We start from the raw sequence: 23,031 nt of genomic DNA, 5'->3' as shown, positions 1-23,031 counted from the left end.
ATGGGAAGAATAGTGGCGCAGATTGTAGCGGAATTCTGCACCCGTGTACCCTCTAGCTTAAAAAAAGCCGATAGATAACGCTAGTCCGGATGAAAAATGCCTATCACTTGCTCTTCTTTGCGAACATGCTCACGGACCTCTTTATCCGCCTCACGCATCTGATGACCGCACTTAACGCACTCAACAATATCGACATTATTCTCACGCCACATCGCCAGCGAATCCTGGGCCTGGCACGCCGGGCATTTCGCACCGGCGATAAAACGTTTACGCACAGCCATATCATTTACCTTTATTCAAATTCATCCCAGCCGTCTAACTGCCTGCTCTCTTTTTGCATCTCGCGCTGAAAAATCTCCTCCAGCTCGCGTCTGGCTTCCCGCACGCGGGATATCTGCAGGGTATCACTATGCACCGGCATTAACTCACGCAGCATCCGCATATCGAGGCGCCGAAAATGCAGCTGGGCGCGCTGCGCCTGATGGGGATGCATGCCGAGCGAGATAAGCGCTTTTCGTCCTAGCTCCAGCGCGCTGGAGAAGGTTTCGCGGGAAAACTGCGCCACTCCCGCCTGCAGCAGCTCATGGGCCTCAACGCGTCCCCGCGCTCGCGCCAGAATATGGAGATGTGGAAAGTGTTGTTGACACATCTCCACCAGCTTCATGGTATCTTCCGGCTCGTTGCAGGTGATAACGATCGACTGCGCGTCTTCGGCTCCCGCCGAGCGCAGGAGCTCCAGCTGCGTCGCATCGCCAAAATAAACTTTATAGCCATATTTACGCATCAGATTGACCGCGCTGATATCGCGCTCCAGTACCGTAATACGCATTTTGTTCGCCATCAGCAGACGGCCAATCACCTGGCCGAAACGTCCAAAACCAACGATGATCACCTGCGGTTTGTCATCTTCAACCCACGGAGCCTCGCCCTCCTCTTCAGGTTGGTTCAATCGCCGCGAAAGGACTTTATCGATGAGCTTCATCAGCAGCGGCGTGGTCATCATCGATAATGTCACCGTCACCAGCAGCAGGGCCATCTGATCGTTTTGAAACAGACGAAGCGAAGCGGGGAGTGAGAACAGCACAAAGGCAAACTCTCCCCCCTGGCTCAGCACGCCGGCAAACTGCACCCGTTCAGAGCTGCGCAGGCCATAAACCCGTGCCAGAAGATACAGGACGAGACCTTTTACCGTCACCAGTATCGCGACGCTGGCCACAACCCACAGTAAATGGGTATAGAGCACCCCAAGGTTCAGCGCCATGCCAACGGAAATAAAGAACAGCCCGAGGAGAAGCCCTTTAAACGGCTCAATGGCGATTTCCAGCTCGTGGCGATACTCGCTCTCTGCCAGCAGGACGCCGGCGATAAAGGTCCCCAGCGCCATCGACAAACCGAGCGCATCCATAAACAACGCCGATCCGAGAACCAGCAGTAGCGTCGCCGCGGTGAAGACCTCCCGCACGCCGGATCCGGCGATAAACCGAAATACCGGCCTCAGCAGATAACGACCGCCAACCAGCATTCCGCCGAAGGCCAGCACCTTCATCCCGATGGTGAGCCAGTTAAAATGGTCGTCACCTGACCCTGCGAGCAGGGGAACCAGCGCCAGGGCCGGGATCACGGCCAGATCCTGAAACAGCAGTACGGAGAAGCCCAGCTGCCCGGACTCGCTGCGGCTCATGCCTTTCTCCCGCATCAGCTGCAGCGCCATCGCGGTGGAAGACATCGCCAGTCCAATCCCGCCAACCACCGCAGCGCGCCATGAGAAGTCGCTAAGCATGAGCAAACCGCCAAGTATCAGCGCGCTGAAGGCGACCTGAGCGGCCCCGACGCCGAAAATGGAGCTTCTCAGCCGCCACAGCTTGGACGGATTCAACTCCAGTCCGATGATAAACATCAGAAAGACGACGCCTAATTCTGAGAAGTGAAGAATTTCATCCACATCGCTGATGAAGCCTAATCCCCAGGGGCCGATGGCGATACCGGCCAGCAGATACCCGAGCACGGCACCAATACCCAGCCTCGCCGCCAGCGGCACCGCCACTACGGCGGCAAACAGAAATAACACCCCGGCCAGCAGTAAATCAGCTCCCGCCATTTGGACCTCCCGCCGTTACAGGGTTAGCCAGCCAATCGCGGTAGGCGCGAGCGCGGCTTTTCAGATCGTCGGGTGATTGCCGACGCGCCCAGTAGACGATGATCGGGCTCATCCAGTGCATGCGGCACATACCGGCGGTCAGTTCGAAAGGGCGGAGAATATCATTCATCGGATAACGATGGGCATCGCGCCGGTAGGCGCTCTCCGGCTCGCCGGTAGTAATGACGCTACGCCAGTACTTTCCCGCCAGCTGATTCCCTCCCGCCCCGCTGGCAAAGCCGCGGCTGAGCACCCTGTCCAGCCACTCTTTCATCAGCGCCGGGCAGCTCCAGGTATAGAGCGGATGCTGGAAAACGATCACCTCATGCTGGCGCAGGAGATCCTGCTCGCAGGCGATATCGATAAAAAAATCCGGATAGTGCGCGTAGAGATCGTGCACGGTAACATTCGACAACTGTAAGGCCGGTTCAAGCAAAACCCGGTTGGCCACGGAATCCTGAGATTCTGGGTGGGCATACAGCAGCAAAACTTTCGCTGTCTGAGACATCTTTCCCCTCCCGAACGTCTTCTGGCGGCCTGTGCAGCGGCTGCGTCCCGACGCAACCAGAATGACTTTGTGTATCATCTTCATTTTGGGCTACCATTGCGGCCCGGTTGAGCGATTCGCTCGACACTACATTATCATAATGACAAATTAACATAGTCAGAACATACGGCGCCTTATGATTGTTTTCTCCTCCTTACAAATTCGTCGCGGCGTACGCGTCCTGCTGGACAACGCTACCGCCACCATCAACCCAGGGCAAAAAGTCGGCCTGGTGGGTAAAAACGGCTGCGGTAAATCCACGCTGCTTTCGCTTTTGAAAAACGAGATTAGCGCCGACGGCGGCTCAATGACCTTCCCCGGCAGCTGGCAGCTGGCCTGGGTTAATCAGGAAACACCTGCGCTTGCGCAGCCGGCTATTGACTATGTTATTGATGGCGATCGCGAATTCCGCAAGCTGGAGGCGGACCTGCACGAAGCCAACGAACGTAATGACGGCCATGCCATCGCGACGGTCCACGGTAAGCTGGACGCCATCGACGCCTGGACCATCCGCTCGCGTGCGGCCAGCCTGCTCCACGGGCTCGGTTTCAGCAACGAACAGCTTGAAAGACCGGTGAGCGACTTTTCCGGCGGCTGGCGTATGCGTCTCAACCTCGCGCAGGCGCTGATTTGCCGTTCCGATCTGCTGCTGCTTGATGAACCGACGAACCACCTCGATCTCGACGCGGTCATCTGGCTGGAGAAGTGGCTCAAAGGCTATCCGGGGACCCTGATACTGATCTCCCACGATCGCGATTTTCTCGATCCGATCGTCGACAAAATTATCCATATCGAACAGCAAACGATGTTCGAGTACACCGGCAACTACAGCTCATTTGAAGTGCAGCGCGCGACCCGTCTTGCGCAGCAACAGTCGATGTATGAGAGCCAGCAGCTGCGCGTCGCGCATTTGCAGAGCTACATCGATCGTTTTCGCGCCAAAGCCACCAAAGCTAAACAGGCGCAAAGCCGTATCAAAATGCTCGAGCGTATGGAGCTCATCGCCCCTGCCCACGTTGATAACCCGTTTCACTTTAGCTTCCGCGCGCCGGAAAGCCTGCCCAATCCCCTATTGAAAATGGAAAAGGTCAGCGCCGGTTATGGCGAGCGCGTGATTCTCGACTCAATCAAGCTGAATCTGGTTCCCGGTTCGCGCATCGGTCTGCTGGGGCGTAACGGGGCCGGTAAATCGACGCTGATAAAACTGCTGGCCGGCGAGCTACAGCCGCTGCAGGGTGAAATTGGTCTGGCGAAAGGCATCAAGCTTGGCTACTTCGCTCAGCATCAGCTGGAGTTTCTGCGCGCCGACGAATCCCCGCTGCAGCATCTTGCCCGTATTGCGCCGCAGGAGCTGGAGCAGAAGCTGCGCGACTATCTGGGCGGTTTCGGCTTCCAGAGCGATAAAGTCAACGAAGAGACAAAGCGTTTCTCCGGCGGCGAGAAAGCGCGCCTGGTGCTGGCGTTAATCGTCTGGCAGCGGCCTAACCTGCTGCTGCTTGATGAACCCACCAACCACCTCGATCTCGATATGCGCCAGGCGCTAACCGAAGCGCTCATTGATTTTGAAGGCGCGCTGGTGGTGGTTTCGCACGACCGTCATCTGATTCGCTCCACCACCGATGACCTTTATCTGGTGCACGACAGCAAAGTCGAACCTTTCGATGGCGATCTTGAAGACTATCAGCAGTGGCTGAGCGACTCGCAAAAGCAGGAAAGCCAGACATCGGAAGAGCCAAAGGAAAACGGCAACAGCGCCCAGGCGCGTAAAGATCAGAAACGCCGGGAAGCCGAGCTGCGTACGCTGACCCAGCCGCTGCGCAAAGAGATCGCCCGACTGGAAAAAGAGATGGAGAAGTTCAACGCGCAGCTGGCGCAGGCGGAAGAGAAGCTGGGCGACAGCGAATTGTACGATCAAAGCCGCAAAGCCGAGCTCACCGCGTGTCTACAGCAGCAGGCCAGCGCGAAGTCCGGGCTGGAAGAGTGTGAAATGGCCTGGCTGGATGCCCAGGAGCAGCTGGAGCAGATGCTGCAGGAAGGCTAGCGGCAATATGCCATACGTGAAGGCGGGCTAACCCGCCTTTTTTCATCCTCCGCACCGTGGCTTAGCGCTGCGCCGCCAGCCGGGCGCGGATCTGCGACAGCGAGGCATAGCCGTACAGCTTGCCATCCAGAAAGCGCGTTTTTAACTCGCCCTGCTGCTCCTGTTCCAGCGTTTGCCCATCGTACAGCTGCAGTTCCCCCAAGGCGTCGCGTTCCACGCGCAGCAAACCACGCGCCGAACGTTTAAGACCATTATCGGTTTTCGGCTCCTTAAAGAGGGCTCTTCCCTCGCCGTTCACCTCCCCCCAGGTTGCCTTCATCGCGAAGCCGAAGGTATCGCGGGTGTTGTACTGGTAGGTAAATGAACCCACGCCGAACACCACGTTAGCGCTGGCAAAGCCTTTCGCTTCCAGGCGACGCAGGATCTCATCCGCTCTGGCGAGAGTAATGGAATCGCCGTAAATCAGGCCGACATGCGGATCCAGCACCTTGTATCCTTTTTCGTTGATAGTGCCGCCAAAAATTTCCCACAGAACCTCCACGGAGCCTTTCTCCTCGGCGCTGCGCTCGCTGCGGGTGTCGTCGTCAGCTGCGGTTCCGCACAGAATCGCCACCGGATCGCCGCTGTCCGGACGGAATACCACGCGCCCCTGACGCTGCATAATTATTGCCTGCAGCTCGCGGGTGTATTCGGTCAGCACCTGCCAGTAGTCCCAGGTATCCGAGACGATAGAGACGAAACCCTGCGGGTGGACTTCGGTAATCAGCCGGCGAAAGGTTTCAATTTCCCGCTCGCGCTCGCCCATACACATCACGCTGTGTTCCGTAGCCGGAATGCTGGCGCCGATGAGCTCATCTTCACCGCGAGTGTAATAATCACGGGCATACAGCAGCGAAGGCAGGCTATCGGTCCCTTTGAAGCTGGCCAGATGTCCGCAGCCCGACTGCGCAGTGTCGTGCAGTCCGGACATCCCCCGAAACGAAAAGTCGTGACATTGGAAATCAAGGTGCGTCAGATCGCTACAGGTTTTCTCCGCCCAGCGTTCGCAAATCAGGCGATAGTGGTGGGCGATGGTCGCGTTGGTTGACACTTTCCACAGCTCCGCCGAAAGCACCGTCTCCAGATAGTTCACCAGCCAGAAGAACTCAGGTTGCGTATTGGTGATGGTCAGCACCGGTACTTTCATCGGCACCTTGGTGCCTTCATCCAGCGCTTTGATATGCAGCGGTAAATAGCCAAGCCGATGCAGAGCGCGAATAGGCTCCACCCCAACCGTATCGCTCCCCAGATAGCCGTCCATCACCTGCTTATACTCGTTCACGACCTCCTCTTCCGGGCGGGCGAAAAACGCCTCGTTAAACAGATCGACCAGGAACCACTGCAGAAAGCCCTGCAGGCCGAAAAACACCAGCTTGCCATCGGCCTGCGGCGACTGGAAAAAACGATCGCTGCGCGGGGTAAAGTTAGAGTAAACCTTCGTTGTCCCCTGCGGATACTGCACGCGATGGGAAACTTTATAACCATCAATGGCCAGAATCGGATTTATTTTCATCATGTTATCCCCAATGTGCGCGGTAGATGGCGTCAATATCGATAAGCTCCAGCTGCGGATGAGCCAGGGCAGGAGAAGTCAAAGAGGTGGTGGCGTAAACGGCATCGATGCCGTTATTCAACAGATGCTCTACGCCTTTGGAAAAAATACCGTGGGTGACGTACAGACTCACGCTGCGGGCGCCCGCCTCGCGCAGCACCTGCGCCGAGCCGATAAAGGTGCCGCCAGCGTCGCAGAGGTCGTCAACAATAAGCACCGCTTTACCCGCGACATCACCGGCCAGCAGGGAAAAACCGGTTAACGCGCCGCTGGCAAGGTCACGCTCTTTACCGAGGATCGCGAACTCTCCGGCGCCGCAGGCTTTAGCCACAGGATGAATCTTCTTTAGCGCGCCGGCATCCGGCGCCACCAGCATCAGCTCCCCGGCAGCAATAGCCTGACGCAGACCGGCGCTCTGCAGAAGACAGTGCTGTTGAGCCACCGCGACCATATTATTGACTGCCGCCGCTGCCGCATCGCTGTGCGGGTCAAGCACCACGACTTTGTCAAAGCCAAGAGTATTAAGCTGCCGGGCAAAGACTTTCAGCGCAAAGCTGTCTCCCGGCACCATATGACGATCCTGACGCGCCCACGGCAGCCACGGCAGTTCCAGATGGCTAAACGTCACGTCGGTAACATGACGCACGGCCTCCACCAGCTGCGCCAGTAGCATAAAATCGTTCATGTCGCGCAGAGCAACCGCCCGGATGCGCATCAGACGGGCGGAAGGCGGTAGTGGATCGGTCACCTTCAGCCACACAGCGCCATCGGGAAAGACGCCGCTGGCAAGCGTAAACGCTTCATCATCCAGTTCCAGGGTAAATTTTTCGCTCATGATGACCTCCGCTCATTACATTGTGTCCCTAAGACACAATTAATAATGTCCCTAAGACACATATTGTGCAAGCGTTAAATGTCATTTAAGCGGAGATTTTGACTAATCAATTGAAAAACAATAATAAAAATGGAGGCTTGCTGCACAGGAAGGGGCTGGTACACTTGTCAGCGTTCTTTTCCGCTGCGAGCGCTCTATGACCAACGATGCCGAATACCTCAGCCAATACGATGCCAGCCGCTTTCCCTCGCCGCTGGTGACCGTCGACAGCGTCCTGTTTACCCTGCATGAAGGGGCGCTGTGCGTTCTGCTGGTTGAGCGCGCCAATCCACCGCAGCAGGGGGCGTGGGGGCTACCCGGCGGCTTTATCGATCTGGCGCACGATGATTCAACCCGCGCCACGGCGCTACGTAAGCTCACGGAAAAAACCGGGATTTCACCGTCATGGCTGGAGCAGCTCGACACCTTCTCCGGGCCGGATCGCGATCCGCGCGGCTGGAGCCTGACTATCGCCTGGTTTGCGTTAATCTCGTGGGTAGAGTGTCAGCCGCATATCGCCAGCGTCAGCGATGCCCGCTGGGTGCCGGTGGCGCAGCTGGATTGCTATTCGCTGGCTTTCGATCATCAAAAGATTATCGACGCCGGTCTGCATCGCTTACGCCAAAAAACGATGTACTCTTTACTGCCGGTTTACTGTCTGCCGGAGACCTTTACCCATGGTCAGCTGCTGGAAGCCACGGAAATCATCCTTGGTCAGCCGATTCAACGCAAAAGCCTGATTCGCCGCTTCGAAGCCTCCGGAATGTTTGAAGAGACCGGTGAAACAGCGGCAACCGGCGCGCGGAAAGCGCGGCTATGGCGGCGTAAACCCGGCGTCGATTTTCATCTCTTTTCACGTAACCTGCTGGCCGATTAGCCGCAAGGCCACATATGGGCTAACCTGCGCACTTCATGCGCGGTATAGTATGTTATAAAGATTATTTATTGCTCTGGTGCTATGGTTGATATCACTCCTACAGAAATGACGCCCCCTGAAGACGACTCGCAGCAGTTTCATCCGATGCGCGGCGTAGGCAATCGTCATTTGCAAACCATGTTGCCGCGGCTAATCCGTCGCAAACTCCGCTTTACTCCCCACTGGCAGCGTCTGGAATTGCCGGACGGCGATTTTGTCGATCTGGCATGGAGTGAAGACCCTTCTCAGGCGCGCCATAAACCTCGCCTGGTGGTATTTCATGGCCTGGAGGGGAGCCTACACAGCCCTTACGCACACGGACTTATCCATGCGGCAATGCAGCGCGGCTGGCTGGGCGTGGTGATGCACTTTCGCGGCTGTAGCGGCGAACCCAACCGGAATAACCGCATCTACCACTCGGGCGAAACGGAAGACGGCTCCTGGTTTCTGCGCTGGCTCCAGCGCGAGTACGGCACGGTTCCCACCGCCGCGGTGGGATATTCGCTCGGGGGCAATATGCTGGGCTGCCTGCTGGCAAAAGAAGGCGACGCTATTCCCGTTGATGCCGCGGTTATCGTCTCGGCGCCGTTTATGCTGGAAGCCTGTAGCTATCATATGGACAAAGGTTTCTCCCGCGTTTATCAGCGCTACCTGCTCAACCTGCTGAAAGCCAACGCCGCGCGTAAACTAAAAGCCTATCCCGGCTCTCTGCCCGTCGATTTACGCCAGCTAAAAAGCATGCGCCGTATCCGCGAGTTTGACGATTGCATTACGGCCAGGATCCACGGTTTTGCCGATGCGCTGGACTACTATCGCCAGTGTAGCGCCATGCCGCGCCTGAGCGATATCACTAAGCCCACGCTGATTATTCACGCGAAGGACGATCCCTTTATGGATCACCACTCGATTCCCCCGCAGGAGCAGCTGCCGGCGAATGTCGAATATCAGCTCACGGAGCACGGCGGGCACGTTGGCTTCGTCGGCGGCACGCTGCGTAAGCCTGAAATGTGGCTTGAAAAACGCATCCCGGATTGGCTAACCCGTTGGCTAGGAGCGCAAATATGATCATTCCCTGGCAAGATCTCGATCCCGAAACGCTGGATAACCTGATCGAAAGTTTTGTATTACGTGAAGGCACCGATTATGGTGAACATGAACGTTCGCTGACGGATAAAGTCGCGGATGTTAAACAGCAGTTGAAAAGCGGAGAAGCCGTGCTGGTGTGGTCAGAACTGCACGAAACGGTGAATATCATGCCCCGCAAGCAGTTTCACGGCTAAGGCGGCACACACTATCGTTTACTCTGGGAGTTGTTATGTCTGCCAAACATCCGGTGATTGCCGTCACGGGCTCCAGCGGCGCGGGAACCACGACCACCAGCCTCGCCTTTCGCAAAATTTTCGCCCAGCTTAATCTGCACGCCGCCGAAGTTGAAGGCGATAGCTTTCACCGCTATACCCGTCCGGAAATGGACATGGCGATCCGTAAAGCGCGCGATCAGGGCAAACATATCAGCTACTTTGGCCCCGAGGCTAACGACTTCGGCCTGCTGGAACACACGTTCGCCGAATATGGGCAAAGCGGCAAAGGCCAGTCGCGCAAATATTTACATACCTATGACGAGGCCGTGCCGTGGAATCAGGTTCCGGGGACCTTCACGCCCTGGCAGCCGCTGCCGGAACCGACTGACGTCCTGTTTTATGAAGGCCTGCACGGCGGCGTCGTGACGCCGCAGCATAACGTAGCAAACCATGTCGACCTGCTGGTCGGCGTGGTGCCCATCGTCAATCTTGAGTGGATCCAGAAGCTTATCCGCGACACAAGCGAGCGCGGACACTCTCGTGAGGCGGTCATGGATTCCGTGGTCCGCTCGATGGAAGATTACATCAACTTTATCACCCCGCAGTTTTCACGCACCCACCTCAACTTTCAGCGCGTACCGACGGTGGATACGTCCAACCCGTTTGCGGCCAAAGCCATTCCTTCACTGGATGAAAGCTTTGTCGTTATCCATTTCCGTAATCTAAAAAATATCGATTTCCCCTGGCTACTGGCGATGCTGCAGGGCTCGTTTATTTCGCATATGAATACCCTGGTGGTACCGGGCGGGAAAATGGGGCTGGCGATGGAACTGATTATGGCGCCGCTGGTTGAGCGGCTGATGGAAGGCCGGAAAATCAGCGAGTAGCCAGAACCCCGGTGGCGCGATTGCCGGCCGGGGCGCGTTCGGCTTACCCTTCGATCACTTCATAAGAGTGGGTAATGTTTACCGCTTTCTCAAGCATCAGCGCGACGGAACAATACTTTTCCGCCGACAGGTCGACCGCGCGAGACACGGCAGCGTCCTTCAGTTCTTTACCGGTCACGATAAAATGCAGATTGATATGGGTAAACAGACGCGGCGCCTCTTCGCGGCGCTCCGAGGTCAGCTTAACTTCGCAGTTGGTGACGTTCTGGCGGCCCTTCTGCAATATGGAAACCACATCAATCGCGCTGCATCCGCCTGCCGCCATCAGTACCATTTCCATTGGGCTGGGCGCTTTATCCCCGGAATTGCCGTCCATCAGAATCTGGTGGCCAGAAGCCGACTCACCGATGAAGGTTAACCCTTCAACCCACTTCACTCGCGCTTGCATAAATTTAACTCCAGGGCTGTAATTTTCCTGACAGATTACGCGTACATAACAATTCTCGCAACGGAAGGCGACCTGGGTCATGCTGAAGCGAGACACCAGGAGACATGCGGCGAAAGCTATGCTAAAACAATCTGGATGCTACAGTAATACATTGATGTACTGCATGTATGCAGAGGAGTTCACATTACAGGCTGCAGAAAACTTTCAGCCGGATTCCCAGGTATAGGGATTCAATACGATTGCATGCCCGGATGCCGTGTAGTGTCGGCACCCGGAGATAGCTTATAACAGAGGATAACCGCGCATGGTGCTTGGCAAACCGCAAACAGACCCTACCCTTGAATGGTTCTTGTCTCATTGCCACATTCATAAGTACCCATCAAAGAGCACGCTGATCCACCAGGGTGAGAAAGCAGAAACGTTGTACTACATCGTTAAAGGCTCCGTGGCTGTACTCATCAAGGATGAAGAAGGTAAAGAGATGATCCTCTCTTACCTTAATCAGGGCGATTTCATCGGTGAATTAGGCTTGTTTGAAGAAGGCCAGGAGCGTAGCGCTTGGGTACGTGCGAAAACCGCATGTGAAGTGGCCGAAATCTCCTACAAAAAATTCCGTCAGCTGATCCAGGTTAACCCGGACATCCTGATGCGTCTCTCTTCGCAGATGGCTCGTCGTCTGCAGGTCACGTCTGAGAAAGTCGGCAACCTCGCCTTCCTTGACGTTACCGGTCGTATCGCTCAGACGCTGCTGAACCTGGCTAAACAGCCGGATGCGATGACCCACCCGGACGGTATGCAAATTAAAATTACCCGCCAGGAAATTGGTCAGATCGTCGGATGCTCCCGCGAGACCGTTGGCCGCATCCTGAAAATGCTGGAAGATCAAAACCTGATCTCCGCGCACGGTAAAACTATCGTCGTCTACGGTACCCGTTAAGTCGGTAAAACGGCGTATTGCCTGACAATACGCCGTTTTTGTTTTCCCCTCATGTGGCGCAGGCTGATTTACCACCCGGAAGTCAACTATGCACTGCGGCAAACGCTGGTGTTGTGTCTGCCGGTTGCGATTGGGCTTCTGCTCGGTCATCTCCAGCAGGGGCTGCTGTTTTCTCTTGTTCCCGCCTGCTGCAACGTTGCCGGGCTGGATACGCCGCATAAACGCTTCTTTAAACGCCTGATTATCGGCGGCAGCCTGTTTGCCGGCTGTAGCCTGATCGTTCAGCTCCTTCTGCAGCGAGACATCCCTTTGCCGCTGATCCTCACGGGTCTGGCGCTCATCCTCGGCGTCACCGCCGAAATCAGCTCCCTGCACGCTCGGCTGCTGCCCGCCTCGCTTATCGCGGCTATTTTTACCCTCAGTCTCGCTGGCAATATGCCTATCTGGGAGCCGCTGTTAATCTACGCCATGGGCACCTTATGGTATGGCGTGTTTAACTGGTTCTGGTTTTGGCTGTGGCGCGAACAGCCGCTGCGCGAATCATTAAGCCTGCTCTACCGGGAGCTGGCCAACTACTGCGAGGCCAAATACAGTCTGCTTACCCAGCATACGGACCCCGCCACATCGCTGCCGCCGCTGCTCAACCGCCAGCAGAAGGTGGTGGATCTGATTACCCAGTGCTATCAGCAGATGCATATGTTGGCGGCTAACCAGCGCAGCGATCACAAACGCCTGCTGCGCGCTTTCCAGGTTGGACTGGACCTTCAGGAACATATTTCCGTCAGTCTTCATCAGCCGGAAGAGGTGCAGAAACTGGTGGAGCGCAGCCACGCGGAAGCGGTGATTCGCTGGAACGCGCAAACCGTTGCCGCCCGCCTGCGGGAGCTGGCGGACGATCTCCTCTACCACCGTTATCCTCAGCGCTTTCAGATGGATAAACAGATCGGCGCGCTGGAAAAAATCGCCTGGCAGCATCCGGATAATCCGGTTGGCCAGTTCTGCGCCTGGCACTTCAGCCGCATTGCCAGGGTTCTGCGCACCCAGCGCCCGCTATACGCGCGTAACCTGATGGCGGATAAAACCCGCCGCCTGCCGCTGCTGCCCGCGTTGAAAAACTATCTGTCGCTTAAGTCGCCAGCGTTACGAAACGCGGCGCGTATCAGCGTGATGCTGAGCGTCGCCAGCCTGATGGGCAGCGCGCTGCATCTGCCTAAGCCCTACTGGATCCTGATGACCGTGCTGTTCGTGACGCAAAACGGCTACGGCGCAACCCGGGTACGTATCGTCCATCGGGCTGCCGGAACCATTGCGGGACTGGTCATTGCCGGGCTCACGCTGCACTTTCACGTTCCTGAAGGCTATACGCTGACCGCGATGCTGTTCATCACGCTGTTAAGCTATCTGATTATCCGCAAGCACTACGGCTGGGCGATGGTCGGGTTTACGGTGACGGCGGTGTACACTCTGCAGCTGCTCACTCTGAACGGCGAGCAGTTTATCATCGCCAGACTGATTGATACGCTGATTGGCTGTCTGATCGCCTTCGGCGGAATGGTCTGGCTATGGCCGCAGTGGCAAAGCGGGCTGCTGCGCAAAAATGCCCACGATGCGCTGGAAGCCGATCAGGAAGCGATCAGGCTGATCCTCAGCGACGATCATCAGGCCCCGGCGCTGGCCTACCAGCGCATGCGCGTTAATCAGGCGCATAACGCGCTGTTTAACTCGCTGAATCAGGCGATGCAGGAACCCGGCTTTAACTCGCACTATCTGGAAGACATGAAGCTGTGGGTGACCCACAGCCAGTTTATTGTCGAGCATATTAACGCGATGACCACTCTGGCGCGCGAGCACAATATGCTGACGCCGGATCTGGCGCAGCGTTATCTGGAATCCTGCGAGATTGCGCTCCAGCGCTGCCAGCAGCGGCTGGATTCCGACGGGCCGGGCAGCGCGGGGGATGTGAACATTATGGAGGCGCAGGATGCGGAGGTTCCTCGCGGCCCGCTCAGTACGATGGAGCAGCATTTGCAGCGCATTCTCGGGCATCTGAACACCATGCACACCATTTCATCGGTGGCATGGCGTCAGCGTCCGCATCATGGCATCTGGCTGCGCGCCACTAAGCGCTAAGCACCCGCTCAACTGCTTGGGCAAAGCGCGCCATGCCTTCAGCAATATCGCTATCATCAATCACCAGCGACGGTACGAAGCGCATCACGTCCGGTCCGGCATTGAGCACCATGACGCCCGCCTCTGCGGCGGCGTAGAGGAAATCGCGCGCCTTCCCGTGATACTGCGGCTTCAGCTCGGCGCCGATAAGCAGACCCATGCCGCGAATATCGCTGAACAGATCGAACCGCGCGTCAATGCGCTGAAGGTGCTCAACAAACAGCTCGCGCTTCGCGGTGACGCCGTCCAGCACTTCCGGCGTGTTAATCAGATCGAAGGCCGCTCCGCCAACCGCGCAGGCCAGGGGGTTACCGCCGTAGGTTGAGCCGTGAGAACCGGCGTGGAAAGCGCTGGCGATATCATGGGTGGTCAGCATCGCGCTGATAGGGAAGCCGCCGCCAAGCGCCTTGGCGCTGGTCAGAATATCCGGCGTCACGCCGTAGTGCATATAGGCAAACAGCGAGCCTGTGCGCCCCATACCGCACTGTACTTCATCAAACACCAGCAGTGCCTGGTGCTGGTCGCAGAGATCGCGCAATCCTTGCAGGAATTCCGGCGTCGCCGCCGTCACTCCGCCTTCACCCTGAATCGGCTCGACCACCACCGCGCAGGTATGATCGTCCATCACGGCTTTCACCGCGTGTAAATCGTTAAACGGCACGTGAACGATATCGGCCGGTTTCGGCCCAAACCCGTCGGAATATTTCGGCTGACCGCCGACGGAGACGGTGAAAAGCGAGCGACCGTGAAACGCATTATGGAAAGCGATGATTTTGGTTTTGTACGGGCTATGGCGGGTCACGGTGTAATGGCGAGCCAGCTTGAAAGCCGTTTCGTTAGCTTCCGTACCGGAGTTCATAAACACGACGCGATCGGCAAAAGTCGCATCCACCAGCTTCCGCCCGAGTCGCAGGGCGGGTTCGTTGGTAAAAACGTTGCTGGTATGCCACAGCTTTTCACCCTGCTCATGCAGTGCCGCCACCAGCGCCGGATGGCAATGACCGAGCGCGGTCACGGCAATCCCACCGGCGAAATCAACGTACTCTTTACCCTGCTGATCCCATACCCGGCTTCCCTTACCCTTCACCGGAATAAATTCTGCCGGTGCATAAATCGGCAAAATGACCTCATCGAATGTAGCGCGGGTGATTGCCGGTTGTTCAGTTGCCATGTGGTGCCCATCCTTTACGTTATGCAGCAATGATTATGATAATCTAATCACAAAATATGCATAAAAAATCAACCCATGGCAACTACAAATCACCGATTGAGGAAGTTTGCCAGCAGCTGGTGGCCCTGCTCGCTGAGAATACTCTCCGGATGAAACTGCACGCCCTCGAGATCGAACACGCGGTGGCGAATGCCCATGATCTCCCCCTCTTCGCTGCGGGCGGTCACCTCAAAGCATTCAGGCAGCGTTAGCGGATCAATGAGCAGGGAGTGGTAGCGGGTCACCGTAAGCGGGTTATTCAGTCCAAGGAACACCCCTTGACCGGTATGGCTAACGGGGGACGTTTTTCCGTGCATGACTTTGGCGGCTCGTACGATAGCGGCGCCGAAAACCTGGGCGATGGCCTGATGGCCGAGGCAAACGCCTAAGATCGGCGTTTGGCCGGAAAAATGGCGGATCGCCGCCAGTGAAATCCCCGACTCATCCGGCGTACAGGGGCCCGGCGAGATAACTATTTTCGCTGGCGCCAGGGAAATAATGTCCGCTAACGTCAGCTCGTCGTTACGCCTGACCAGCACTTCCGCCCCAAGTTCGCAGAAATACTGGTACAAATTCCAGGTGAAAGAATCGTAGTTATCGATAAGCAGGATCATAGCGGCTCCGGGAACAAAGAACCGCGCTATTCTACTCAGTTTCCGTCGCTTCGCTTACCACTTTGCGAAATATCGTCCGCAGTGGAGAAAGGTCGCCCATCGCTCCGCTCTGGTTGGCCTGGTTCCACGCATCGACCGCAATATCGCGCCAATCCAGCGTATAGCCCGCATGGATAGCCAGCTGCTCAAAGAAAATGCGTTGCGCCATGCCGTTACCGAGACGGAAAGGATGCAGGACGTTAATTTCGCAGTAGTAATGAGCAAGACGTTCAATGAATTTATCCTGCGCGAGACCCACCAGATAACCTTCCTCTTCAAGATCCTGAAGCAGCGCGTTCCCCTCTTTTTCGATATAGGCGAAATGGCAGAAGCGGGTGTCGCCCTGATAGATATCCACTTCACGCAGCTGCCCCGCCCAGTCGAAGACATCCTGATAGAGCTGGCGATGAATAGCGCAGAGATGAGGCAATCCCCGCACCAACGGCCCGAGTTCAATGGTTGCCGCGCGTAATGCGGTCAGCTCCCACGCCGCCTGCTCAAGTCGCTGAGCCTGGCGAATCCCCAGGCGGTTGCGCATCACCTTAAGACCGGGGTAGAGATAGGGGTCCCGCCCCTCGCCGAATTTATCGCTCATAGTGACTCCTTAACGCCGCAATGCGCGCCAGGGCTTCTTCGGGGGTAAGGGTTATCAGCGGAACATCGACGCCCTCCAGCCGTCGGCTGGCCTGAAAATTCACGTTACGTCGATCCTCCCAGAGACGGGATTTCTGTTTTTCGGTGAGCTTTTTCATTTAACACCTCCCTGACGCGTCCGCAGTTGCCACAAGTATAAGCGGCAAAAAACGATTTCGCAGGGAAGCGGGGGCTGCGCGGGTACGGGTTACCCGCGCAAAATAAGATTACGGCAGAACTTTTGCGGAAAGGATCACGATAGGTTTGGACGGTACATTCTGATACGGGCCAACGTTATGGGTCGGCACCTGAGAAATCTTATCCGCCACGTCCATACCTTTAACGACTTTACCAAACACCGCATAGCCAAAATCACGCTGGCCATGATCGAGGAAGGCGTTATCCGCAATATTGATAAAGAACTGGCTGGTGGCGCTGTCCTGATCGGCGGTACGCGCCATGGCGATGGTGCCACGCGTATTGCGCAGGCCGTTGTCGGCTTCGTTTTTAATCGGTGGATTAGGCTGTTTCTGCTGCATCTGCTCGTTAAAGCCGCCGCCCTGCACCATAAAGCCCGGGATCACGCGGTGAAAAGTGGTGTTGTTATAAAAGCCGCTGTTCACGTACTTGAGGAAGTTATCCACCGAGATCGGTGCTTTCTGGCTATTCAGCTCAAGCTCAATATTGCCCGCAGACGTGGTCAGCAACACATGGGGATCCCCTTTTGCCGCCATGGCCGGGGAGAATGCTGAAATGGCGAAAACGGCAGCCACCGCCGCGAGAGTTGATTTGAGCATGGAAATTCCTTAACGGAGCAGAATAAAAACCGAGTGCTTTGATTCTAAAGAGCCTTTGCATCCTGGGCCAGCCTTTTACCTAATTTTACTTAGCTGAAACAGTTGTAACGGTGGGCCTGGCGATCGGCTAAATAGATAAATGTGATATTAGTCACACTAAGAATTGCAAAAAGATATAAATTTCAGAATAAACGTTTGCTTGAATCACGCTAACGCATAAAATCTGTCCGCCCGGCGCAGAGTCAACGCGCTTTACATTTCTATTCACAGGCCAGTCATGACTAACAGCAATCGTATCAAGCTCACATGGATCAGCTTCTTCTCCTACGCCCTGACCGGCGCGTTGGTGATTGTCACCGGGATGGTGATGGGAAATATCGCAGATTATTTTCATCTGCCCGTTTCCAGTATGAGCAACACCTTTACTTTCCTTAATGCCGGTATCCTGATCTCTATCTTCCTGAACGCCTGGCTGATGGAAATTGTTCCGCTGAAAACCCAGCTGCGTTTTGGCTTTATCCTGATGGTTCTGGCCGTCGCGGGTTTAATGTTCAGCCACAGCCTGGCGCTGTTTTCCGCGTCGATGTTCGTGCTTGGCCTGGTCAGCGGGATTACCATGTCGATAGGTACCTTCCTGATCACCCATATGTATGAAGGCCGTCAGCGCGGGGCGCGTCTGCTGTTCACCGACTCCTTCTTCAGCATGGCGGGGATGATCTTCCCGATGCTGGCCGCTTATCTGCTGGCGCGCAGCATCGAATGGTACTGGGTTTATGCCTGCATCGGCCTGGTGTACGTCGCTATTTTCATTCTGACCTTCGGCTGCGAATTCCCGGTCCTGGGCAAAAAAGCCCTGCAGGATAGCCAGCCGGTCGTGAAAGAGAAATGGGGTATCGGCGTGCTGTTTCTCTCCATCGCCGCCCTGTGCTACATCCTCGGCCAGTTGGGTTTCATCTCCTGGGTACCGGAATACGCCAAAGGCCTGGGCATGAGCCTTGGCGATGCGGGTAAACTGGTAAGCGATTTCTGGATGTCGTACATGATCGGCATGTGGTCTTTCAGCTTCATCCTGCGCTTCTTCGACCTGCAGCGTATTCTGACCGTGCTGGCGGGCGTAGCGACGGTACTGATGTATCTGTTTATCAACGGTTCGCCGGAGCATATGCCGTGGTTTATTCTGACCCTCGGCTTCTTCTCCAGCGCCATCTATACGTCGATCATCACCCTGGGTTCACAGCAAACCCGAGTGTCGTCGCCGAAGCTGGTGAACTTCATTCTGACCTGCGGCACCGTGGGTACTATGCTGACTTTCGTCGTGACCGGCCCTATCGTTGCCGCCAGCGGTCCGCTGGCAGCGCTGCATACCGCTAACGGCCTCTATGCCGTGGTGTTTGTGATGTGTCTGATCCTCGGCTTCGTCTCCCGCCACCGTCAGAACAACGCGGCAGCGGAATCGCACTAAGCCTCAGGCCCCTTTGTTCCGGCAAAGGGGCTATTTCGGGTAAAGAACAGCTCCTCACCGCCCCGATCCATCTGAACCCAGGTTTGCGCCAGCTGCGTGGTGGCGATGACTCTCCCCTGGCGGATTGACCAACGCACCGGAACCTGACAACGCACGGCCTCAAACCCGTTTTCCGCGGGCAGAATCACCAGATTCGCCGTGTTCCCCGTCGCAATACCGTAATCGCTCAGGCCAAACGTGCGCGCGCTATTTTCCGTGACCAGCTTCAGTCCCTCGTTAATCTGCTGATAGCCCATCATCTGGCAAACGTGCAGACCCATGTGCAGCACCTGCAGCATATTGCCGGTCCCCAGCGGATACCAGGGGTCAAATACATCGTCATGGCCAAAGCAGACGTTAATGCCCGCCGCCATCAGCTCCTTCACGCGCGTGATACCGCGACGCTTCGGATAGTCGTCAAAGCGTCCCTGGAGGTGAATATTGACCAGCGGGTTAGCGACGAAGTTAATGCCGGAGAGCTTCAGCAAACGAAAAAGACGTGACGTATAGGCGCCATTGTAGGAGTGCATCGCGGTGGTATGGCTGGCGGTCACTTGCGGACCTATCCCCTCTTTTAACGCCAGGGCCGCCACGGTTTCAACGAACCGCGACTGTTCATCATCAATTTCATCGCAGTGGATATCCAGAGGCCGCTGATACTTTTTCGCCAGACGGAAAGCGATGTGCAGGGATTCCACGCCATATTCGCGCGTAAATTCAAAATGCGGAATCGCGCCCACCACGTCGGCCCCCAGACGCAGCGCCTCTTCCAGCAGGGCCTCACCATTGGGGTAGGATAAAATGCCCTCCTGGGGGAAGGCGACAATCTGCAGCTCGACCCACGGCGCGACCTCCTGTTTTACCTCCAGCATGGCTTTGAGCGCGGTCAGCGTCGGATCGGAAACATCAACGTGGGTACGAACAAACTGGATGCCGTTGGCGATCTGCCACTTCAGCGTCTTCCACGCGCGGGCTTTAACGTCCTCATGGCTCAATAAAGCCTTACGCTCCGCCCAACGCTCAATCCCTTCAAACAGCGTCCCGGACTGGTTCCAGTTCGGCTCTCCGGCGGTTTGGGTCGTATCAAGGTGGATATGCGGCTCAATAAAAGGGGGGATGGCCAGTCCGCCGCGGGCGTTCAGCACTTCAAAATTCTCTTTGCGCGCCTCCCCCATAGGGGTGATATCCCCGAAGCGCCCCTTGTCTATCGCTATCTGCCATAACCCTTCGCGATCGGGCAGACGAACGTTCTCAATTAACCAAAGCGGCGCTGCTGTCATATCGATGACTCCCGTAATTGTTGCTGAAGTTTTACTCAACCCGCCGTGGGTATCCGTTGCTAATTTTGTACATAAAAAAAGCAAAAAGGAAAAGCCAGCGTTTTCCGTTACTTATAAAAATACTGACAAATCATAAACATACCACTTAAGTAGTAGGTAAAGGTGTAATTGATTTGCATCAATAAGTGTCGCGGCTGAATCGTTAAGGTAGGCGGTAATATAAAAGAAATCGAGGCAAAAATGAGCAAAGTCAGACTCGCTATCATTGGTAATGGTATGGTCGGCCACCGCTTTATTGAGGACCTTCTTGATAAATCCGACGCCAGCCTGTTCGATATTACCGTCTTCTGTGAAGAACCCCGTATCGCCTACGACCGCGTGCACCTCTCCTCCTACTTCTCTCACCATACCGCCGAAGAACTCTCTTTGGTACGGGAAGGTTTCTACGAGAAGCACGGCGTTAAGGTGCTGGTCGGCGAACGCGCCATCACCATCAACCGCCAGGAGAAGGTTATCCACTCCAGCGCGGGGCGTACCGTTTTCTATGACAAGCTGATTATGGCGACCGGTTCCTATCCGTGGATCCCGCCGATTAAAGGTTCTGAAACCCAGGACTGCTTTGTTTATCGTACCATTGAAGACCTTAACGCGATTGAAGCCTGCGCCCGCCGCAGCAAACGCGGCGCGGTCGTCGGCGGCGGTTTGTTAGGCCTCGAAGCCGCGGGCGCGCTGAAAAACCTCGGCGTTGAGACCCACGTGATTGAATTCGCGCCCATGCTGATGGCGGAACAGCTGGATCAGATGGGTGGCGAACAGCTACGTCGCAAGATTGAAAGCATGGGCGTGCGCGTGCACACCAGTAAAAACACCAAAGAGATCGTTCAGGAAGGTACCGAAGCGCGTAAAACCATGCGTTTTGCCGACGGCAGCGAGCTGGAAGTCGACTTTATCGTCTTCTCTACCGGTATCCGCCCGCGCGATAAGCTGGCCACCCAGTGCGGTCTGGAAGTCGCTCCGCGCGGCGGCATCGTGATTAACGACGCCTGCCAGACCTCTGACCCGGATATCTACGCCATCGGTGAATGCGCCAGCTGGAATAACCGCGTTTACGGCCTGGTCGCCCCGGGCTACAAAATGGCTCAGGTTACCGTTGACCATATCCTCCAGACCGAAAACGCCTTTGAAGGCGCGGATCTTAGCGCCAAGCTGAAGCTGCTGGGCGTTGACGTCGGCGGCATTGGCGACGCTCACGGTCGTACGCCGGGCGCGCGCAGCTACGTTTACCTCGACGAAAGCAAAGAGGTCTACAAACGCCTTATCGTCAGCCCTGACAACAAGACCCTGCTCGGCGCGGTGCTGGTGGGCGATACCAGCGATTACGGCAACCTGCTGCAGCTGGTGCTGAACGCTATCGAACTGCCGGAAAACCCGGACTCGCTGATCCTCCCAGCGCACGCGGGCAGCGGTAAGCCGTCCATCGGCGTCGATAAACTGCCGGACAGCGCACAAATTTGCTCCTGCTTTGACGTCACCAAGGGCGCATTGATTGCCGCTATTAATAAAGGCTGCCACACGGTGGCGGCGCTGAAGGCGGAAACCAAAGCCGGTACCGGCTGCGGCGGCTGTATCCCGCTGGTGACTCAGGTGCTCAACGCCGAACTGGCGAAACAGGGCATCGAAGTCAACAATAACCTGTGCGAGCACTTTGCGTACTCCCGTCAGGAACTGTTCCACCTCATCCGGGTGGAAGGCATCAAAACCTTTGAAGAGCTGCTGGCGAAACACGGTAAAGGCTACGGCTGCGAAGTGTGTAAACCGACCGTGGGCTCGCTGCTGGCTTCCTGCTGGAACGAATATATCCTCAAGCCGCAGCATACCCCGCTGCAGGATACCAACGACAACTTCCTGGCCAACATCCAGAAAGACGGCACCTACTCCGTTATCCCGCGCTCTGCGGGCGGCGAAATCACGCCGGAAGGCCTGGTGGCCGTCGGCCGTATCGCCCGCGAATTTAATCTGTACACCAAGATCACCGGCTCTCAGCGTATCGGCCTGTTCGGCGCGCAAAAAGACGATCTGCCGGAAATCTGGCGTCAACTTATCGACGCGGGCTTCGAAACCGGTCACGCGTATGCCAAGGCGCTGCGGATGGCGAAAACCTGCGTAGGCAGCACCTGGTGCCGCTACGGCGTAGGCGACAGCGTGGGTTTCGGCGTCGAGCTGGAAAACCGCTACAAAGGCATTCGTACGCCGCATAAAATGAAGTTTGGCGTCTCCGGCTGTACCCGCGAATGTGCGGAAGCCCAGGGTAAAGACGTCGGCATCATCGCCACGGAGAAAGGCTGGAACCTTTACGTCTGCGGCAACGGCGGCATGAAGCCGCGCCACGCGGATCTGCTGGCAGCGGATCTTGACCGCGAAACGCTGATGAAATACCTCGACCGCTTCATGATGTTCTATATCCGTACCGCCGACAAACTGACCCGTACCGCGCCGTGGCTGGATAACCTGGAAGGCGGCATCGATTATCTGAAGTCGGTCATCATCGACGACAAGCTGGGCCTGAACGAACATCTGGAAGAAGAGATGGCCCGCCTGCGTGAAGCGGTAGTCTGCGAGTGGACGGAAACCGTTAACACCCCAGCGGCCCAGGTGCGCTTTAAACACTTCATCAACAGCGATAAGCGCGATCCAAACGTCCAGGTGGTCCCTGAGCGTGAACAGCATCGCCCGGCCGCGCCCTACGAACGTATCCCGGTAACTCTGGTGGAGGAAAACGCATGAGCCAGTGGAAAAACATCTGCAAACTCGATGACATCCTGCCGGAAACCGGCGTCTGCGCGCTGTTAGGCGACAAACAGGTGGCGATTTTCCGCCCCTATCACGGCGACCAGGTGTTTGCGATTAGCAATATCGACCCGTTCTTTGAATCCAGCGTCCTGTCTCGCGGCCTGATCGCCGAGCATCAGGGCGAGCTGTGGGTTGCCAGTCCGCTGAAAAAGCAGCGCTTCCGCCTGCGCGACGGCCTGTGTATGGAAGATGAAAGCCATTCGGTGGCGCACTATGAAGCCCGAGTGAAAGACGGCGTCGTGCAGCTACGCGGTTAATC

General features: G+C 56.4%; 22 protein-coding genes. 10 read left to right on the top strand and 12 right to left on the bottom strand.

Annotated elements, in window-relative coordinates; translation table 11 throughout:
• Window positions 1-80: 80 nt before the first annotated feature.
• Genes ACESQ2_RS04660 through kefG form a run of 3 tightly spaced genes read right to left on the bottom strand, consistent with a single transcriptional unit; the run spans window position 81 to window position 2,645 of the window.
• Entirely contained in the window at window positions 81-281 is a 201-nt protein-coding gene (locus ACESQ2_RS04660; RefSeq protein ID WP_004106389.1) for a YheV family putative zinc ribbon protein, read from the bottom strand.
• A gap of 11 nt (window positions 282-292) precedes the next feature.
• Window positions 293-2,098 carry a glutathione-regulated potassium-efflux system protein KefB gene (kefB, locus tag ACESQ2_RS04655; RefSeq protein WP_014227043.1) on the bottom strand — a complete coding sequence of 602 codons (1,806 nt, stop codon included), beginning with the start codon at window positions 2,096-2,098 and terminating at the stop codon, window positions 293-295.
• A complete protein-coding gene (gene kefG / locus ACESQ2_RS04650) occupies window positions 2,085-2,645 on the bottom strand; it encodes a glutathione-regulated potassium-efflux system ancillary protein KefG (RefSeq protein WP_004854856.1) in 561 nt (186 codons plus the stop codon). Before kefG ends, kefB begins: the two co-directional genes overlap by 14 nt.
• A 175-nt stretch (window positions 2,646-2,820) precedes the next feature.
• On the opposite strand from kefG, the gene ACESQ2_RS04645 reads away from it, so the two are divergent.
• Window positions 2,821-4,725 carry an ABC transporter ATP-binding protein gene (locus tag ACESQ2_RS04645; RefSeq protein ID WP_004854860.1) on the top strand — a complete coding sequence of 635 codons (1,905 nt, stop codon included), beginning with the start codon at window positions 2,821-2,823 and terminating at the stop codon, window positions 4,723-4,725.
• Window positions 4,726-4,786: 61 nt separating this feature from the next.
• Here ACESQ2_RS04645 and ACESQ2_RS04640 read toward each other — a convergent pair whose 3' ends face one another.
• Together ACESQ2_RS04640 and prs are read right to left on the bottom strand one after the other, a co-directional pair.
• Entirely contained in the window at window positions 4,787-6,277 is a 1,491-nt protein-coding gene (locus tag ACESQ2_RS04640) for a nicotinate phosphoribosyltransferase (protein WP_046877935.1), read from the bottom strand.
• Between the two features lie 4 nt (window positions 6,278-6,281).
• Window positions 6,282-7,151 carry a ribose-phosphate diphosphokinase gene (gene prs / locus ACESQ2_RS04635; protein WP_014839673.1) on the bottom strand — a complete coding sequence of 290 codons (870 nt, stop codon included), beginning with the start codon at window positions 7,149-7,151 and terminating at the stop codon, window positions 6,282-6,284.
• Between the two features lie 196 nt (window positions 7,152-7,347).
• On the opposite strand from prs, the gene ACESQ2_RS04630 reads away from it, so the two are divergent.
• From ACESQ2_RS04630 to ACESQ2_RS04615, 4 genes are all read left to right on the top strand, one after another.
• Window positions 7,348-8,067, top strand: coding sequence for an NUDIX domain-containing protein (locus tag ACESQ2_RS04630; RefSeq protein ID WP_046877912.1), 720 nt, complete (start codon window positions 7,348-7,350; stop codon window positions 8,065-8,067).
• Window positions 8,068-8,211: 144 nt separating this feature from the next.
• Complete coding sequence (locus tag ACESQ2_RS04625; protein WP_231719137.1) at window positions 8,212-9,171, top strand: hydrolase; 960 nt, start codon at window positions 8,212-8,214, stop codon at window positions 9,169-9,171.
• Entirely contained in the window at window positions 9,168-9,386 is a 219-nt protein-coding gene (locus ACESQ2_RS04620) for a YheU family protein (protein ID WP_004125965.1), read from the top strand. The genes ACESQ2_RS04625 and ACESQ2_RS04620 overlap by 4 nt, the downstream gene beginning before the upstream one ends.
• A gap of 35 nt (window positions 9,387-9,421) precedes the next feature.
• Entirely contained in the window at window positions 9,422-10,294 is an 873-nt protein-coding gene (locus tag ACESQ2_RS04615; protein WP_004854874.1) for a phosphoribulokinase, read from the top strand.
• Window positions 10,295-10,337: 43 nt separating this feature from the next.
• On the opposite strand, the gene ACESQ2_RS04610 is transcribed toward ACESQ2_RS04615, so the two are convergent.
• The gene (locus ACESQ2_RS04610; protein ID WP_004854875.1) at window positions 10,338-10,742 is read right to left on the bottom strand and encodes an OsmC family protein; all 405 of its coding nucleotides are present in this window, start codon (window positions 10,740-10,742) and stop codon (window positions 10,338-10,340) included.
• Window positions 10,743-11,046: 304 nt separating this feature from the next.
• Between ACESQ2_RS04610 and crp the strand changes: the two genes are divergently transcribed.
• Together crp and ACESQ2_RS04600 are read left to right on the top strand one after the other, a co-directional pair.
• Complete coding sequence (gene crp, locus ACESQ2_RS04605) at window positions 11,047-11,679, top strand: cAMP-activated global transcriptional regulator CRP (RefSeq protein ID WP_000242758.1); 633 nt, start codon at window positions 11,047-11,049, stop codon at window positions 11,677-11,679.
• Between the two features lie 51 nt (window positions 11,680-11,730).
• Complete coding sequence (locus ACESQ2_RS04600) at window positions 11,731-13,809, top strand: YccS/YhfK family putative transporter (protein ID WP_014839675.1); 2,079 nt, start codon at window positions 11,731-11,733, stop codon at window positions 13,807-13,809.
• On the opposite strand, the gene ACESQ2_RS04595 is transcribed toward ACESQ2_RS04600, so the two are convergent.
• The 5 genes from ACESQ2_RS04595 to ppiA all read right to left on the bottom strand — a co-directional run bounded on the left by ACESQ2_RS04595 (window position 13,799) and on the right by ppiA (window position 17,141).
• A complete protein-coding gene (locus ACESQ2_RS04595) occupies window positions 13,799-15,019 on the bottom strand; it encodes an aspartate aminotransferase family protein (RefSeq protein ID WP_009654856.1) in 1,221 nt (406 codons plus the stop codon). The two genes, ACESQ2_RS04600 and ACESQ2_RS04595, sit on opposite strands and share 11 nt — an antisense overlap.
• An 89-nt stretch (window positions 15,020-15,108) precedes the next feature.
• Complete coding sequence (pabA, locus tag ACESQ2_RS04590; protein ID WP_014227049.1) at window positions 15,109-15,672, bottom strand: aminodeoxychorismate synthase component 2; 564 nt, start codon at window positions 15,670-15,672, stop codon at window positions 15,109-15,111.
• A 31-nt stretch (window positions 15,673-15,703) separates the two neighbouring features.
• Entirely contained in the window at window positions 15,704-16,306 is a 603-nt protein-coding gene (locus ACESQ2_RS04585; protein ID WP_009654847.1) for a putative adenosine monophosphate-protein transferase Fic, read from the bottom strand.
• Window positions 16,296-16,463 carry a YhfG family protein gene (locus ACESQ2_RS04580; protein WP_004854887.1) on the bottom strand — a complete coding sequence of 56 codons (168 nt, stop codon included), beginning with the start codon at window positions 16,461-16,463 and terminating at the stop codon, window positions 16,296-16,298. The genes ACESQ2_RS04585 and ACESQ2_RS04580 overlap by 11 nt, the downstream gene beginning before the upstream one ends.
• A gap of 108 nt (window positions 16,464-16,571) precedes the next feature.
• The gene (ppiA, locus tag ACESQ2_RS04575; protein WP_004854889.1) at window positions 16,572-17,141 is read right to left on the bottom strand and encodes a peptidylprolyl isomerase A; all 570 of its coding nucleotides are present in this window, start codon (window positions 17,139-17,141) and stop codon (window positions 16,572-16,574) included.
• A gap of 277 nt (window positions 17,142-17,418) precedes the next feature.
• On the opposite strand from ppiA, the gene tsgA reads away from it, so the two are divergent.
• A complete protein-coding gene (gene tsgA / locus ACESQ2_RS04570) occupies window positions 17,419-18,603 on the top strand; it encodes an MFS transporter TsgA (protein WP_004854892.1) in 1,185 nt (394 codons plus the stop codon).
• On the opposite strand, the gene ACESQ2_RS04565 is transcribed toward tsgA, so the two are convergent.
• Window positions 18,600-19,922, bottom strand: coding sequence for a cytosine deaminase (locus tag ACESQ2_RS04565; RefSeq protein WP_009654835.1), 1,323 nt, complete (start codon window positions 19,920-19,922; stop codon window positions 18,600-18,602). The genes tsgA and ACESQ2_RS04565 overlap by 4 nt on opposite strands.
• 240 nt (window positions 19,923-20,162) lie before the next feature.
• Between ACESQ2_RS04565 and nirB the strand changes: the two genes are divergently transcribed.
• Entirely contained in the window at window positions 20,163-22,706 is a 2,544-nt protein-coding gene (gene nirB / locus ACESQ2_RS04560; protein WP_032751535.1) for an NADPH-nitrite reductase large subunit, read from the top strand.
• Window positions 22,703-23,029 carry a nitrite reductase small subunit NirD gene (gene nirD / locus ACESQ2_RS04555; RefSeq protein ID WP_004854898.1) on the top strand — a complete coding sequence of 109 codons (327 nt, stop codon included), beginning with the start codon at window positions 22,703-22,705 and terminating at the stop codon, window positions 23,027-23,029. The genes nirB and nirD overlap by 4 nt, the downstream gene beginning before the upstream one ends.
• Window positions 23,030-23,031: the final 2 nt, after the last annotated feature.

The organism is Klebsiella sp. Q11 (genome assembly GCF_964241505.1).
GTDB classification, from domain to species: domain Bacteria; phylum Pseudomonadota; class Gammaproteobacteria; order Enterobacterales; family Enterobacteriaceae; genus Klebsiella; species Klebsiella michiganensis.
The sequence above is the reverse complement of the archived record's forward strand: the minus strand, read 5'-3'. Positions and strand labels throughout refer to the sequence as shown.